The 14,448-nt window shown below is 66.3% G+C and carries 14 protein-coding genes; 12 read left to right on the forward strand and 2 right to left on the reverse strand.

The genetic code is table 11. The features are described from left to right. The first annotated feature begins 1 nt into the window (after position 1). Both traD and FFS60_RS07625 read left to right on the forward strand, forming a co-directional pair. Positions 2–2,176, forward strand: coding sequence for a type IV conjugative transfer system coupling protein TraD (traD, locus tag FFS60_RS07620; RefSeq protein ID WP_137821609.1), 2,175 nt, complete (start codon positions 2–4; stop codon positions 2,174–2,176). Then, positions 2,173–2,922, forward strand: coding sequence for a TIGR03747 family integrating conjugative element membrane protein (locus FFS60_RS07625; protein ID WP_137821610.1), 750 nt, complete (start codon positions 2,173–2,175; stop codon positions 2,920–2,922). Before traD ends, FFS60_RS07625 begins: the two co-directional genes overlap by 4 nt. 18 nt (positions 2,923–2,940) lie before the next feature. Here the strand turns inward: FFS60_RS07625 and FFS60_RS07630 are convergent, their stop codons facing one another. Further along, positions 2,941–4,437 (reverse strand): Fic family protein, encoded by a 1,497-nt coding sequence (locus FFS60_RS07630; protein ID WP_137821611.1) that lies wholly within the window; start codon positions 4,435–4,437, stop codon positions 2,941–2,943. Between the two features lie 205 nt (positions 4,438–4,642). Beyond that, a complete protein-coding gene (locus FFS60_RS07635) occupies positions 4,643–6,145 on the reverse strand; it encodes a GGDEF domain-containing protein (protein WP_171016500.1) in 1,503 nt (500 codons plus the stop codon). Between the two features lie 291 nt (positions 6,146–6,436). On the opposite strand from FFS60_RS07635, the gene FFS60_RS07640 reads away from it, so the two are divergent. From FFS60_RS07640 to FFS60_RS07685, 10 genes are all read left to right on the forward strand, one after another. Continuing rightward, the gene (locus FFS60_RS07640) at positions 6,437–6,814 is read left to right on the forward strand and encodes an RAQPRD family integrative conjugative element protein (protein ID WP_137821613.1); all 378 of its coding nucleotides are present in this window, start codon (positions 6,437–6,439) and stop codon (positions 6,812–6,814) included. Further along, positions 6,811–7,044 (forward strand): TIGR03758 family integrating conjugative element protein, encoded by a 234-nt coding sequence (locus FFS60_RS07645; protein ID WP_137821614.1) that lies wholly within the window; start codon positions 6,811–6,813, stop codon positions 7,042–7,044. Before FFS60_RS07640 ends, FFS60_RS07645 begins: the two co-directional genes overlap by 4 nt. A 12-nt stretch (positions 7,045–7,056) precedes the next feature. Next, complete coding sequence (locus FFS60_RS07650; protein WP_137821615.1) at positions 7,057–7,419, forward strand: TIGR03745 family integrating conjugative element membrane protein; 363 nt, start codon at positions 7,057–7,059, stop codon at positions 7,417–7,419. A 16-nt stretch (positions 7,420–7,435) separates the two neighbouring features. Then, entirely contained in the window at positions 7,436–7,831 is a 396-nt protein-coding gene (locus tag FFS60_RS07655) for a TIGR03750 family conjugal transfer protein (protein ID WP_137821616.1), read from the forward strand. Next, on the forward strand, positions 7,828–8,502 hold the full coding sequence (locus FFS60_RS07660) for a PFL_4703 family integrating conjugative element protein (protein WP_137821617.1): 675 nt from the start codon (positions 7,828–7,830) through the stop codon (positions 8,500–8,502). Before FFS60_RS07655 ends, FFS60_RS07660 begins: the two co-directional genes overlap by 4 nt. Next, positions 8,499–9,368: a TIGR03749 family integrating conjugative element protein gene (locus FFS60_RS07665; RefSeq protein ID WP_137821618.1), complete on the forward strand. Its 870-nt coding sequence runs from the start codon at positions 8,499–8,501 to the stop codon at positions 9,366–9,368. Before FFS60_RS07660 ends, FFS60_RS07665 begins: the two co-directional genes overlap by 4 nt. Further along, positions 9,358–10,785 (forward strand): TIGR03752 family integrating conjugative element protein, encoded by a 1,428-nt coding sequence (locus tag FFS60_RS07670; protein WP_137821619.1) that lies wholly within the window; start codon positions 9,358–9,360, stop codon positions 10,783–10,785. The genes FFS60_RS07665 and FFS60_RS07670 overlap by 11 nt, the downstream gene beginning before the upstream one ends. After that, positions 10,766–11,185: a TIGR03751 family conjugal transfer lipoprotein gene (locus tag FFS60_RS07675; RefSeq protein WP_137821620.1), complete on the forward strand. Its 420-nt coding sequence runs from the start codon at positions 10,766–10,768 to the stop codon at positions 11,183–11,185. The genes FFS60_RS07670 and FFS60_RS07675 overlap by 20 nt, the downstream gene beginning before the upstream one ends. Beyond that, on the forward strand, positions 11,185–14,052 hold the full coding sequence (locus FFS60_RS07680) for a conjugative transfer ATPase (RefSeq protein WP_137821621.1): 2,868 nt from the start codon (positions 11,185–11,187) through the stop codon (positions 14,050–14,052). The genes FFS60_RS07675 and FFS60_RS07680 overlap by 1 nt, the downstream gene beginning before the upstream one ends. Before the next feature lie 12 nt (positions 14,053–14,064). Beyond that, the coding region (locus tag FFS60_RS07685; protein WP_177474068.1) for a hypothetical protein at positions 14,065–14,448 on the forward strand (384 nt) is incomplete at its 3' end.

Genomic DNA, 14,448 nt, shown 5'->3' on the forward strand with positions numbered 1-14,448 from the left:
CATGGCCCAATCCCACGCGATCGAGGTGCTGCTACGGCCAGCGGTGGAGCTGTACACCGTGGCGGTCTGCGCCGCCGCCGCGCTGCTGTCCCTGGTGGCCCCCTGGTCGCTCGCGCTGAATCCAACGATTGGCCTGGGCAGCGCACTGGCCTTCCTCGCCTTCGGCGCAATTCGCCTGCGCGATGCGCTGGTGATCCTGCGCTACCGGCGCAACATTCGCCGCCTGCCGCGCTACGTCATGACCAGCCGCGATGTGCCGGTCAGCCAGCAGCGGCTGTTTATCGGCCGCGGATTTCGCTGGGAACAACGCCACACGCACCGCCTGACACAGACCTTCCGCCCCGAGTTTCGCCGCTACGTCGAACCCACGCCCGCCTACCAGTTGGCGCGCCGCCTGGAGGAACGCCTGGAGTTCGCGCCGTTTCCGCTGTCGACGCTGGCCAAGCTCACCGCCTGGGACATCGTGCTCAACCCGGTGCGCCCATTGCCGCCAGTCGGCGGCCTGCCCCGGCTGCACGGCATCGAGCCGAACGAGGTCGATGTCAGCCTGCCGCTTGGCGAGCGGGTCGGGCATTCGCTGGTGCTGGGCGCGACCCGGGTCGGCAAGACCCGCTTGGCCGAGCTGTTCGTGACCCAGGACATTCGGCGGCGAAATGCGACCGGCGAGCACGAGGTGGTGATCGTGTTCGACCCCAAAGGCGATGCCGACCTGCTCAAGCGCATGTACGTGGAGGCCAAGCGCACCGGGCGCGAACGCGAGTTCTATGTCTTCCACCTGGGCTGGCCGGATTTCAGCGCACGCTACAACGCCGTGGGCCGGTTCGGAAGAATCTCGGAAGTGGCCACACGCATCGCCGGGCAACTCTCCGGTGAGGGCAATAGCGCGGCGTTCCGGGAGTTCGCCTGGCGCTTCGTCAACATCATCGCCCGCGCCCTGGTCGAGCTGGGCCAGCGCCCGGACTACCTGCTGATCCAGCGCCACGTGGTCAATATCGACGCGCTGTTCATCGAGTACGCGCAGCATTACTTCGCCCGGCACGAACCGAAGGCCTGGGACATCATCGTGCAGCTCGAAGGACGGCTGAACGACAAAAACATCCCGCGCAACATGATCGGCCGGGAAAAGCGTGTGGTCGCACTGGAGCAGTACCTGTCGCAAGTCCGCGTCTACGACCCGGTACTCGACGGTCTGCGCAGTGCCGTACGTTACGACCGGACCTATTTCGACAAGATCGTCGCCAGCCTATTGCCGCTGCTGGAAAAACTCACCACCGGCAAAACCGCGCAACTGCTCGCGCCGAACTACGCGGACCTGGCCGATCCGCGACCGATCTTCGACTGGATGCAGATCGTCCGCAAACGCGCGGTGGTCTATGTCGGCCTCGATGCCCTGTCGGACGCCGAGGTCGCCGCCGCCGTCGGCAACTCGATGTTTGCCGATCTGGTGTCGGTCGCCGGGCATATCTACAAATTCGGTATCGATGATGGGCTACCCAGTGCCCTGGCAGGTGCCCGGGTGCCGATCAACGTCCATGCGGACGAGTTCAACGAGCTGATGGGCGATGAGTTCGTGCCGCTGGTCAACAAAGGCGGTGGAGCCGGGCTACAGGTCACGGCCTACACGCAGACGCTCAGCGACATCGAGGCGCGTGTCGGCAACCGCGCGAAAGCCGGCCAGGTCATCGGCAACTTCAACAACCTGTTCATGCTGAGGGTGCGCGAGACCGCGACTGCCGAGCTGCTTACCCGCCAGTTGCCCAACGTGGACGTCTACACCACGACACTGGTCAGCGGCGCCACCGACAGCTCGGATGTGCGAGGCCCAACCGACTTCACCTCCAACGCACAGGACCGCATCAGCACCGCCAGCGTGCCGATGATCGAACCCGCACACGTGGTCGGTTTGCCCAAGGGGCAGGCCTTTGCCCTGCTGCAAGGTGGCCAGCTGTGGAAAATCCGCATGCCGCTGCCGGCCCCCGATACCGACGAAGCCCTGCCCAAGGACCTCCAGCAGCTCGCCGGCCACATGCGCCAACACTATGCCGAGGCCGGCGACTGGTGGGAAAACCAGGGCCTGCCAGGCCTGCAGGATCAGCCGCTGCCCGATGACCTGCTCGACGGTTTTCGCCACCTGGCCGACCCGGACACGGCCGTCGACGGCGAGGCGCAGCGATGAAGGACCCCGCCGCCGCCGCCCAACGCGAACAGGCCCGCCAGCAAGGCGTGTTCGCCAGCCTCGTCACCCTGCCACTGCGCATGCTCGGCGTGCTGCTCGGCTCGCTGCTGCTGTCGATCCTCATCGAATGCGTCGGCATGCACCTGGTCTGGCCCGACCAAGGCTGGCGTCACGCCCAGGGCATGCTCGACTACGAACTGAACCACCTCTCCAACCATTTCACCCGCAGTGCGGTGGTGCAGGAGCCAGGGCGCACCGCACATCAGCTAGTCGAGGGTGCCTACCAATGGCTCTTCGTGAAAACCGGCCTGCTCGACTGGATGAGCCAGGCATCGGCGCGCTCGCGTGTCCCCAGCCATGGCAATACCCGAGACGCCCGCTACTACATCAGCCAGGTCTACGTCTGGAGCGAGCGTTACCTGATCGCCGCGGCGTTCACGATACTGACGTTCCTGGTACGGCTGCTGGTCCTGGTGCTGACGCTGCCACTCTTTCTGCTGGCCGCCTTCGTCGGCCTGGTCGATGGCCTGGTGCGCCGTGACATTCGCAAGTTCGGCGCCGGCCGCGAGTCGGGGTTCATCTACCACCGCGCCAAAGCGAGCCTGATGCCGCTGGCCGTCCTGCCGTGGATCCTCTACCTCACCCTGCCCGTCAGCGTGCACCCGCTGCTGGTGCTGCTACCGAGCGCGGCGCTGCTCGGCCTGGCGGTGAACATCACTGCGGCAAGCTTCAAGAAGTACCTCTAGCTGCGCGGCAGCGGACGCTTATTGGTCTGCGGACTCGACCCGCTGCGCCGCCAGCACCTGCTGGGCCATCTGCTCGATGAAGTCGAAGACCTCCTGCGCAACCCTGTACTGATACTGCTTGCGCCGGTTGTTGGAGACGATCCCATCATTGGACAAGCACATCATCACCAGGTTGGCGAGATCACTCCCACGGAGGTCGTAGCGTTCGTCCACGGCCCGGTAGACCGTGTCGTAGCACGCCAGGAAGGCCGTTTCCTTGTGCAGCTCGACTTCAAGCGCCAACCTGGCCATCTCCAGGGTGAAGGCAACGCAGGGCGTCGCATCCCAGAAGCGATACACCGCGTTGTCCCCGCGGAACTCGAACCCGTATTGGCCGAAGTCAATCCACTGCACGTCCCAGAAATCCCGCACCGGCCGAGAGAACGATTGGAGCGTCTCCAGATACTGGCGCTCTTGGCGCTTCATCGCCACCGAAACGGGTAACAGCAGCCCGTTTTCCAGTGCGCCAGCGCGGCACAGCGCTTGGTGGATCAGGAACCGAGACAAACGCCCGTTCCCATCCATGAAGGGGTGAATGAACACGAAGCCAAACGAGATGATGCCGGCGGCCACCAGTGGATCGATCTGAGTCGGGGCCTCATTGGCAAAACGCATCAGGCTCTCCATCAGCTCGCGGCAGAGCTCCGGGGGGGGCGGTAGATACGTCACCCCGACGGCCCCCTGGGTACCATCGGAGAGGTAGTTCTGCTCATGCCTGAACGCTGCAGCCATATCGAGGGGGTTCGAGACCGTCGCGTTCTGCAAGCCCACCAGGTAGTCCTCAGTCAGCGGCTGGCGCTCATGCGCTTGGCGCAGCAGCTGGATGAAACGCCGGGATTTGTCTTCCGTCGGCGCCTCCCGCTCGATGGCGAAGGAATCCTTGGTCTCGTGCAGGTAGGCCCAGTTGAGCGCCCGGTCCATCATGATCGGGGGCAGCGATTCGATGAAGACTTTGGCCCGGCCGAGGATGTCATGGGCCAGCAGCTCGGTGATGAGCGGGGTCCGCTCAACCGTAGCGCAGTAGGTAAGATCACCCAGACCGTTGAACTCGATGCGCCATTTCGCATTGCGCTCGCCCGGCCGCGTGAGGTAGCGCTCCGGATCAAACAGCGGGCTGTACGGCACCCGGACCGGGGCATGCTGCGCGATGGGCTCACCGGTGAAGGCCTCCCTGAGGTAACAGGCCTTCCGGATATAGATGCCGTTGGGCGCAGCCTGGTAGGCCTGCTCGAACGCTGGGGCCGGAATTCTCGGCAGCGCCTGGGCGAGTACCGCCAGGTTGATACCCTCGTGCTTGAGGGCGAACAATACGTGGCCCAGCAGGTCATCCGGCGCCGGCGCGATACCTGGCGGCACGGCCAAGGTCTGCCCGATGCGCTCAATGCGCGTGACCGGCTGTACAATGGCTGGCAGGCGTAGCGGTACCGCCGTGAGCCCCAGCTGCTGGATGAGAAGCGAGTAGCCCGCGGCGTTCATCACCAAATCCTTCCTTCAGTCCAGGCGGCCAAGATTTTCCTCACTCCACAAGGAAAGTTCTCATTTCCGGCGAGTATGCCAATTTTTTTCTCACTTTCCAGCACCTGAACGGCATACGCTGAATGGGCGCCAGTCGCGAATGCGAGAAGCTGGCCGTCGGAAACGCCAGCCAGCAGGCAAGGCAGCACGGATTGGCCGTTGATCGTCAACGTTCCACTCGCCCATGGCGTTGCTGCTTGTTCGCGTACATCAGCGCGTCTGCCTTCGCCAGCAACTCGTCAAGTGGCCTCAGCTCCTGGGGCTGACAGCTGATCACGCCGATACTCAGCGACAGCGGGTAACGGCAGCGACCACTCCGGTTCAACTCGTCGACCAGTGCCTGCACACGCGCACTGATGACCTCCGGCAGTTCCCCTGCACCGATGGCCAGGACCACAAACTCGTCGCCGCCAATCCGCGCCACCACATCAGTGTCGCGAAAGCCGGCCTTCAGCACCTGCGCGGCGGCGGTAATCACCAAATCACCCGCCTCATGGCCGAAGGTATCGTTGGTGCGTTTCAAACCGTCCAGGTCGATGAAGAACAACAGGCTGGCCAGGTTGTTGCGACGCGCCGCTTTGAGGCCCTGCTCAGCCAGGAGGAAAAAGCTTCTGCGGTTGTGCAGCCCAGTCAATTCATCCGTAAACGAAAGCCTGCGAATATCGTCTTCGGCGCGCTTGCGCTCGGCAATTTCGGTCACCAGGCTGGCGTTGGCCACCTCAAGTTCCTGGGTGCGCTCGACCACGCGGTGCTCCAGCATCGCATTCAGCGCCTGCAGTTCCCTTTGCGCCTGCTCCCGGGACAGATCAACGCGGTGCAGTCGGGTGGAGATCCGAACGATCACATGCGTCAGGAACACCATGCTCAAGGTCGCCAGCAATGCCAGGGTGAAGCGGTTGTCGTAGAGCCCTTGGGCCTCTCCGAACAACAACAGCACGCCGGTCGAAAACACCACGACAGGGATAGACGCCAGCATGCTCCGGGCAACGGTTCCCCCGGCAGTGTCACTGACCAGCACACGAATGAAGCCGGCCAATGGCTGTGCCGCCATGATGCCCAAACTGAGCAGCATGAACGAGGTGACGGTGTGAATCGCCATCGAGGTGTATGCGCCCACGGTGCGCAGGGTTCCGACATCGAACACGTAGCCGACCAACGCGACCAGTGCCGTCAGCAGAGTCACCAGCGCGAACGCCTGCGAGAGCCGCGGCCGTAATCCCAGGAGCAACAGGCTCACCCCGGAAGCCACCGCACACACCGCTGTGGCCGGGGCCATGCGCCCGGGATGGTTGGCGAGCTTCGTGGTCGAGTCATCGGTCATCAGCAGCTGGTCGATGCCGAGGTTAACCCCACTGATGTACTCCATCAGTGTCAGCAGGCCCACTAGCGTCACCAAGCCCGCGAGCAACTGTTTGAGTAGCAGGCGCGCATGGCTTGGGGCCGTTGGCAGGCCCACCCCAAGCGCCAGGCCAGCGGCGATTAGCGTGCAGGCGGTGTTGACCATCATGGTGACCCAGCCGGGGACCACGCTCTTCAGGAAGCCAATCCCGAAGACCCAGCCGGACAGAGCGGCGACCCCTACCAGCGCCACGGAACAGGCAGCACACCAGGCAAATGCCCGCAGGAAACGCAATCGGGTGTGCATCGACGGGCTCAGAGTCTTCTCCATCACAGGTACAGGGCTTCTCACTTTCAATGGGTTCGCCATTATGCGGCCAAGGCGTCAGGAGTCATTGGCCTAATGGGACATGGCCAAGCCGTTTCAGCTGATGAGTGGCTTCGAACAATTGCGCCTGCAGGCGCTGTGCTTGCGTTGCCCGCGTCGCGTTTCATGCCTCGCCCCAGGGCTCATGTCCGCGGTTTCCTCCAATCCGGTCACAACTGGCGTCCCATTGTTTAAGGCAGCGCCGCAGGCATTCCGAAAGAATGTCGCCATTCCTCGCTTATCGCGGACAGGCCAATGTCGATACGTTTTCGCTCCCCCGCCACCCGGTATCTCGAACCGGGGCTGACCCTCGCACTGCTCCTGCTCGGTCTGTGCGGCTCGGGCTATTCCGCCGCCGACGACAGCACGCCTGAGCAGGCCCACCTCGCCGCCGCGCTGCGCCAGCTCGACAGCCTCGAGCGGCTGCTCGCACAGCACGCTGCACAGCCACGCCATGCGCGAGCCCGTTTCTACTTCGACTACGCCCGCCTGCGCGCCGACCTGAATCGCATGCGCGCCGGCATCCGCGATTACCTCAGCCCCTCCCGCGCGCAGCCGCGCGATCCCGCGCAGTTGCTCGGCGACTACCGGCAAAGCACCGCCGCCCCCTCCGACCCCGAGGCCGTCCCATGAACGCCGCACAGATCGCCGCGTTCCAGGCCAACAGCGGCCTCACCCCGGCTGAGATGGCAACCGTGCTGCTCGGAGCGGTATTCGCCGTGCTGCTCCTGTGGGGCGCCTGGGCGATACGCAGCGCCTACGTCGGCTGGGCCGAAGAACAGCTTTCTCAACGTCAGTTCCTGCTCGTCGTGGTGCGCTTCGTCGTGCTCTACCTGGTGCTGACCTTTTTCTTGCTCTCGTAAGAGGTCGTCATCATGAAGTCGCTCGCCTGCACCGTCCTTCCCCGCCCCTTCGCAGGCCTGGCGGCACTGCCGCTGTTCGGCGCGCTGTCGCCCTGTGCCCAGGCCGCCCTGCCCACTTTGGAGAACCCGTCGCGCGGCGTCGGCACGGGCATCCTGCAAACGCTGCAGAACTACGGCTACGACATCGTGATGCTGATCGCCCTGCTGGTGGTCGCCTCGATGTTCGTCGGCGTCTGCTACCACGCCTACACCCGCTACGCGGAGATCCACATCGGCCGCTCGACCTGGGGCCAGTTCGGCCTGACCGTGGCGGTCGGTGCGATGTTGCTGGTGGTGGGCATCTGGCTGCTGACCGAAGCCATCGGCGTGCTCTGAACCGAGGCCTGCCGACATGAGTGAAGACATCCGCACGGACGGGACGGTGCTGTTCCTGCCCCACCGTCTCAACCGTCACCCGGTGGTGGTGCGCGGGCTGACGGCGAATGAGCTATGGGTCTGCGCCGGCCTGTCGGGCCTGATTGGCCTGGCGAGCGGCATGGCCCTGGCCCTCCTGCTGGCGACGATCGCCATCGTCCCCACGGCCATCCTGCTGGCGGTCAGCGCAGGCATCTTCATCGGCGGCGGTGCGCTGCGTCGGCTCAAACGCGGCCGCCCCGAAACCTGGCTGTACCGGCAGTTGCAGTGGTGGGTCGCGCTCCATCTACCGCGGCTCGCCACCTTCACCGACGGCCACCGGCTGGTGACCCGCTCCGGTTACTGGCGCACGCGCAGGAGCACGGCGCCGTGAGCCGGTTCAAGAACGAAGTGCTGCGGCTCGACGCCCACATCAGGAGCCTGCGCATCGGGACCAGCCTGCTGGTGATGCTGGCTCTGGTCATGGGCATCGGCTGGTGGAGCGCGCCGCGCGACCTGACCATCCATGTGCCGCCCGACCTGCGCTCGGGCAGCACGCGCCCGTGGTGGGACGTGCCGCCCGAAAGCGTGTACGCCTTCACCTTCTACGTCTGGCAGCAGCTGCAGCGCTGGCCGACCAATGGCGACGACGACTACCCGCGCAACCTGCACGCGCTGTCGCCCTACCTCACGCCCGCCTGCCAGGCGTTCCTGCAGCAGGACTACGAGTACCGCCGCAACAGCGGCGAGCTGCGCCGGCGCGTGCGCGGCATCTACGAGATTCCCGGCCGCGGGTACGGCGACAACCCCACGCTGCGCGTACGCACCGTCTCCACCCGTGAATGGGTGGTGAACCTGGATGTCACGGCCGACGAGTACTACGCCTCGGAACAGGTCAAACGCGCCCTGGTGCGCTACCCGCTGAAGGTCCTGCGCAGCGACGTCGACCCGCAGCGCAACCCGTTCGGGCTGGTCATCGACTGCTACGAAGGCGCGCCACAGCGCATTGCCAGACCTGTCGATCCGGCGGCCACGCCCACCCCATCTCCAGAGACCACGCCATGAACCGCTTCTTGCCTCTGACCCTCGCGGCGTTCGCGCTGGCCCCGTTCAGCATCGCCCAGGCCACCGAACTCCTGCGCTGGGAACGCGTGCCCCTGGCCCTGCCGCTGGTGGTCGATCAGGAACGCATCGTCTTCGTCGAGCGCAATGTCCGCGTCGGCGTGCCCGCCTCGCTCGGCAACCGCCTGCGTGTACAGAGCGCCGCCGGTGCGATCTACCTGCTGGCCAGCGAGCCGATCGAGCCGACCCGGCTGCAGCTGCAGGACGCCGATAGCGGCACGGTAATGCTGCTCGACATCGCCGCCGAACCGGCCCAGGACGGCCAACCACCGCTGGAGCCGGTGCGCATCATTGAGGCTACATCAACCGCGGCTGCCTCCGCAGCCGATGATGGCAATGCCGCCGCCGCGCCTCCTGTGCGGGCCACACCGCAGCCCGTGATCCTGACCCGTTTTGCGGCGCAGAACCTCTACGCCCCGCTGCGCACTGTCGAACCCGTGCCGGGCGTCACGCGTGTCACCCTACGCCGTGACCTGCCGCTCGACACCCTGCTGCCCACCCTGCCAGTACAGGCGCACGCGCTGGCGGCCTGGCGGCTGGACAACCTGTGGGTCAGCGCCGTGCGCCTGCGCAACCACAGCGCGCACTGGCTCGACCTGGATCCGCGCGCGCTGCAAGGGCACTTCCTCACGGCGACCTTCCAGCATTCGACGCTGGGGCCAAGCGGTACGCCGGAGGACACCACCGTCGTCTACCTCGTTACCCGCGGGCATGGCTTGGCGCAGGCCATGTTGCCGAGCATTGCGCCCATCGACGCCACCCTCAACCTGCCCGTGCCGCCACACGACGGAGGCCGCGATGCACAGTAATGGCCTGCTCAAGTGGCTGATGATCCCCCTGGCGCTGCTGCTGGTGTTCGTCGCCGTCAAGCTATTCTCAGCGGGCAATAACGCGCCCAGCACAGCGGACGAGGCCGGCCGCCTCACACCCGATGAAGCCAAAGCGCTCGGCATCGAGGGCGACACCCCGCGCGACACCGTGGCAACGCTGGTGGCCCAGGTCCGCCAGCTGCGCACCGAGTTGAAGACGGCGCTCAGCGACAACAAGGTGCAGCGCGACGAGAACCAGCGCTTGCGCCAGCGCGAAGGGGCCATCGACCAGCGCATCCAGAGCGCGCTCGACAGCGAGCGCAACCAGTTGCATCAGGATCGCCAGCAGCTCAGCCACGAACGCCAGCAAACCCAGGGCCTGCTGCAGCAACTGCAGCAGCGGCTCGATGCCATCGGCCAGGAGGGTCACGCCGATCTGCCGGTCGGCCTGGGGCTCGAGCCGCGCGACGGCCCGCCGGGCGACACCCTGCGCTGGATCGAGCCGGAGGATCGGCGCGACGACCAGCCGCGCAGCAGCGGCACGGCCGACAATTCCGGCAGCTTTAGCTTTCCCACCCGCTTCGGGCCGGCGCAGAAGACGCTGGAAAGCACTGCCAGCGCCGCCGTCGACGCCGGCCGCCGCGCCGCCGGGTTGCCGGAGACCACCGCGGTGTACACCGTGCCGACCAACTCGACCCTGATGGGCTCGATCGCCATGACGGCGCTGATCGGGCGCGTCCCCATCGATGGCACGGTCAACGACCCCTACCCCTTCAAAGTCCTGATCGGGCGCGACAATCTGACCGCCAATGGTATCGACATTCCCGACGTGGCCGGTGCCGTGGTCAGCGGCACGGCCTCGGGGGACTGGACCCTCTCCTGCGTGCGTGGGCAGATCCGTTCGGTCACTTTCGTCTTCGAGGACGGCACCATCCGCACCCTGCCCAACGACGACGAACGCGGCGGCAATCGCCAGACCAGCAGCGGCAACCACACCCAGGACAGTATGGGCTGGATCAGCGACCCGCACGGCATCCCCTGCGTATCCGGCGAGCGGCGCAGCAACGCCCAGCAGTACCTCGGCACGCAAGCCCTGATCACCGCAGCCGGTGCCGGTGTCGCCTCATTGATCGACGCGGACAGCGGCCAGATTTCCTACATGAGCCCCGACGGCTCGGTCGGCACCGTGGGCATCGGCGCCAACGAAGCCATGGGCCGCATCCTCGCCGGTGGCGTGCAAGACATGTCCGCCTGGGTCAACAAGCTCTACGGCCAGGCGTTCGCGGCGGTCTACGTCAAGCCCGGCGCCCAGGTGGCCGTGCACCTCGAAGTACCCCTGACTCTCGATTACGACCCCGCCGGTCGCCGCGTCGATCACCGCCTTGGAGGGCTGCCCCATGCGCAAGACCTGGACTGACAGCCTGGCCCTGCTGGCCATCGGCGTGCTGATGGGTGGCTGCGCCACCAGCAAGGAAGCACTGCTGCCACACGACAACCGCAGCATGCTCGATATCTGGAACGTCGAGACCGGCGGTGGCAGCGCCCGGCAACTGCTCGATGCGCGCCAGGCCCTGCGCCGGCCGCTGAGCGAGGCCGATGTCCAGGCCGCGTCGACCGTTCAGGCCCGCTACACGCGCACGGCAGCCAACGAGATCTACCGGCAGTTCCACCGCCTGCCCAATCCCGATCTGCTGATGTACGTGTTTCCCCACCTGGCCGGCAGCGACCCGGTGCCGGTGCCCGGCTACACCACGCTGTTTCCCCTGTACCAGCGGGTGCAGTACGCCCTGCCGGGCGAACGGCTGGAGGACTACTGATGGCCTGGCCGTGGTGCATGCGCCACCCCCGGGCCGAGGAACCCGCGCCGCCTGCTGACGCTTGGGCGCGCCACGTCGCCGGGTTGCACGCCCACGGCCTTGCCGAGCCCGGTACCGCGCGCAGTAGGCGTCGGCCAGCCACCCAGGCCGACGAGCAGGCGCTCTACGCCGCTGCGCCCTCGTTCACCGACCTGCTGCCGTGGGCCGAGTACCTGCCGCAGTCGCAGTGCATGCTGCTGGATGACGGCACCTCGGTCGCCGCCTTCTACGAACTGCTGCCGGTCGGCACCGAGGGGCGCGAACCCGCGTGGCTGCTGCAGGTCCGCGACACCCTGGAAAACGTGCTGCAGGACGCCTTCGACGAACTGGAGGACAACCCCTGGGTCGTGCAGTTCTACGCCCAGGACGACCCTAGCTGGGACCGCTACCTGGACGCGCTGCGCGCCTACATCCAGCCCCGCGCCCAAGGCAGCGCCTTCACCGAGTTCTACCTGCGTTTCTTCGGCCATCACCTGCAGGCCATCGCCAAGCCGGGCGGGCTGTTCGAGGACCACACCGTCACCCGCCTGCCCTGGCGCGGGCAAACCCGACGCACGCGCCTGGTCGTCTACCGCCGGGTCGGCCCGGCACCGCAGCGCCGCGGGCAATCGCCAGAGCAGGCACTCAACCGGGTGTGCGAGCGCCTGATCGGCGGCCTGGCTCATGCCGGTGTGCGCGCCCGCCGGCTTGGCGCGGCAGACATCCATGCCTGGCTGTCGCGCTGGTTCAACCCGCATCCGACCCAGCTCGGCGATACCGCCGCAGACCGCGAACGCTTCTATGCCCTGACCCGCTACCCGGACGAACAAGAGCCGGGCGCGGTCGAACTGGCCAGCGGCACGGATTTCAGCCAGCGCCTGTTCTTCAGCCAGCCGCGCTCGGCGGTCGAGCCAGGCCTGTGGTACTTCGACGGCCTGCCGCACCGCGCCATTGCCGTCGACCGCTTGCGCAACCCACCGAGCACCGGTCATGTCACCGGCGAAACGCGCAAGGGCGAGGCGATCAACGCGCTGTTCGACCAACTGCCGGAGGACACCATTCAGTGCCTGACGCTGGTCATCACCCCGCAGGACGTGCTCGAAGCGCACCTCAACCAGCTGGGCCGCAAGGCCGTGGGCGACACCCTCGCCTCGGAACAGGCCCGCGCCGATGTGCAGCAGGCTCGCAGCCTGATCGGCAGCGCCCACAAGCTGTACCGCGGCGCCCTGACCTTTTACCTGCGCGGCCGCGACCAGGCGGAACTGGACGCCCGCGGCCTGCAACTGGGCAACGTGCTGCTCGGTGCCGGCTTGCAGCCGGTGCGCGAAGAGGATGAAGTGGCGCCGCTCAACACCTACCTACGCGGGTTGCCCTGCGTCTACGACCCGGCAAAAGACCGGCAGCAGTGGTACACCCAACTGATGTTCGCCCAGCATGCGGCAAACCTGGCGCCGCTGTGGGGGCGCAGCCAGGGCACCGGCCACCCCGGCATCACCCTGTTCAATCGCGGCGGTGGGCCGATCACCTTCGATCCGCTCAATCGCCTCGATCGGCAGATGAACGCCCACCTGTTCCTCGCCGGCCCGACCGGCTCCGGCAAGTCGGCCACACTGAACAACCTACTCAACCAGGTCACCGCCATCTACCGGCCGCGGCTGTGCATCGTCGAGGCGGGTAACTCCTTCGGCCTGTACGGCGACTTCGCCGCGCGCCTGGGCCTCAGCGTGCATCGGGTCAAGCTCGCGCCGGGCGCCGGCGTCAGTCTGGCGCCCTTCGCCGATGCCCAGCGCCTGGTGGAAACCCCCAGCCAGGTGCAGACGCTTGATGCCGATGCCCTGGACGATGACCACGCGGCGACCGAGAGTGACGAGCAGCGCGACGTGCTGGGCGAGCTGGAGATCACCGCGCGGCTGATGATCACCGGTGGCGAGGACAAGGAAGAAGCGCGCATGACCCGCGCGGATCGCAGCCTGATCCGCCAGTGCATCCTCGACGCTGCGCGACACTGCGTGGATGCGCAGCGCACGGTGCTTACCCGCGACGTGCGCGATGCGCTGCGCGAGCGCAGCCGCGACACCGGCCTGCCCGAGCTGCGCCGGGCCCGGCTGCTGGAGATGGCCGATGCCATGGACATGTTCACCCAGGGCAGCGATGGCGAGATGTTCGATCGCCCCGGCACGCCCTGGCCCGAGGCCGACATCACCATCGTCGACCTGGCCACCTATGCCCGCGAGGGCTACAACGCGCAGCTCTCCATCGCCTACATCTCACTGATCAACACGGTCAACAACCTCGCCGAACGCGACCAGTTTCTCGGCCGCCCCATTATCAACGTCACCGACGAGGGGCACATCATCACCAAGAACCCGCTGCTCGCGCCGTATATCGTCAAGATCACCAAGATGTGGCGCAAGCTGGGCGCCTGGTTCTGGCTGGCGACGCAGAACCTGGACGACCTGCCCAAGGCCGCCGAGCCGATGCTGAACATGATGGAGTGGTGGCTGTGCCTGGGCATGCCGCCGGACGAGGTGGAGAAGATCGCCAAGTTCCGCGAACTCACCCCGGCGCAGAAAGCTCTGATGCTCTCGGCCCGCAAAGAGGCCGGCAAGTTCTCGGAGGGGGTGATTCTGTCGCGCAGCCTGGAGCTGCTGTTTCGCGCCGTGCCGCCCAGCCTCTATCTCGCGCTCGCCCAAACCGAACCGGAAGAAAAAGCCGAGCGCTATCAACTTATGCAGCAGCACGGCATCAGCGAACTCGACGCCGCGCTCAAGATCGCCGAGCACATCGACCGGGCACGTGGCATCACCTCACTGCCACAGGACTGGCCCAGCCCGCGGCCGCCCCACTGAGGAATCCCCAGCATGAACAAACACCCCATCTCTGGCAGAATCGACCACTTCATTGGAAGCCACCCTCTCGATATGCCGCTGCCCTACGACATCCTGCGTCTGTTCACCTCGCCGCAGGGCTATCTCGTCGAGATCGAACACCTGACCGGCCAGGCCGCTGCGGCACAGGCCACGCGGGAATGGCTGTGGGTCACGGATTGCTCCGTCACCAGCCTGCGTGCCCTGCACACGGAAGGCGCTACGCCGCAGGTGCACCATTTCCGCGAGGCACAGTTGCAGCTCGACGGCAGTCGCGCGCAGTTGGTATGGCCCAACGGTGACTGCCAGACGCTCATGGCCTGCTCGATACCGACACTGCCCGCCGCGCAACACCAGCTCATCCACAATCATCTGAGT

This window comes from Pseudomonas sp. D(2018), assembly GCF_005502555.1.
GTDB classification, from domain to species: Bacteria; Pseudomonadota; Gammaproteobacteria; order Pseudomonadales; family Pseudomonadaceae; genus Metapseudomonas; species Metapseudomonas resinovorans.

Bases quoted from the DNA above. Each gene is read 5' to 3' on its own strand.
- traD (WP_137821609.1), top strand. From the start codon at position 2: ATGGCCCAATCCCACGCGATCGAGGTGCTGCTACGGCCAGCGGTGGAG.
- FFS60_RS07625 (WP_137821610.1), top strand. From the start codon at position 2,173: ATGAAGGACCCCGCCGCCGCCGCCCAACGCGAACAGGCCCGCCAGCAA.
- FFS60_RS07630 (WP_137821611.1), bottom strand. From the start codon at position 4,437: ATGAACGCCGCGGGCTACTCGCTTCTCATCCAGCAGCTGGGGCTCACG.
- FFS60_RS07635 (WP_171016500.1), bottom strand. From the start codon at position 6,145: ATGGAGAAGACTCTGAGCCCGTCGATGCACACCCGATTGCGTTTCCTG.
- FFS60_RS07640 (WP_137821613.1), top strand. From the start codon at position 6,437: ATGTCGATACGTTTTCGCTCCCCCGCCACCCGGTATCTCGAACCGGGG.
- FFS60_RS07645 (WP_137821614.1), top strand. From the start codon at position 6,811: ATGAACGCCGCACAGATCGCCGCGTTCCAGGCCAACAGCGGCCTCACC.
- FFS60_RS07650 (WP_137821615.1), top strand. From the start codon at position 7,057: ATGAAGTCGCTCGCCTGCACCGTCCTTCCCCGCCCCTTCGCAGGCCTG.
- FFS60_RS07655 (WP_137821616.1), top strand. From the start codon at position 7,436: ATGAGTGAAGACATCCGCACGGACGGGACGGTGCTGTTCCTGCCCCAC.
- FFS60_RS07665 (WP_137821618.1), top strand. From the start codon at position 8,499: ATGAACCGCTTCTTGCCTCTGACCCTCGCGGCGTTCGCGCTGGCCCCG.
- FFS60_RS07670 (WP_137821619.1), top strand. From the start codon at position 9,358: ATGCACAGTAATGGCCTGCTCAAGTGGCTGATGATCCCCCTGGCGCTG.
- FFS60_RS07675 (WP_137821620.1), top strand. From the start codon at position 10,766: ATGCGCAAGACCTGGACTGACAGCCTGGCCCTGCTGGCCATCGGCGTG.
- FFS60_RS07680 (WP_137821621.1), top strand. From the start codon at position 11,185: ATGGCCTGGCCGTGGTGCATGCGCCACCCCCGGGCCGAGGAACCCGCG.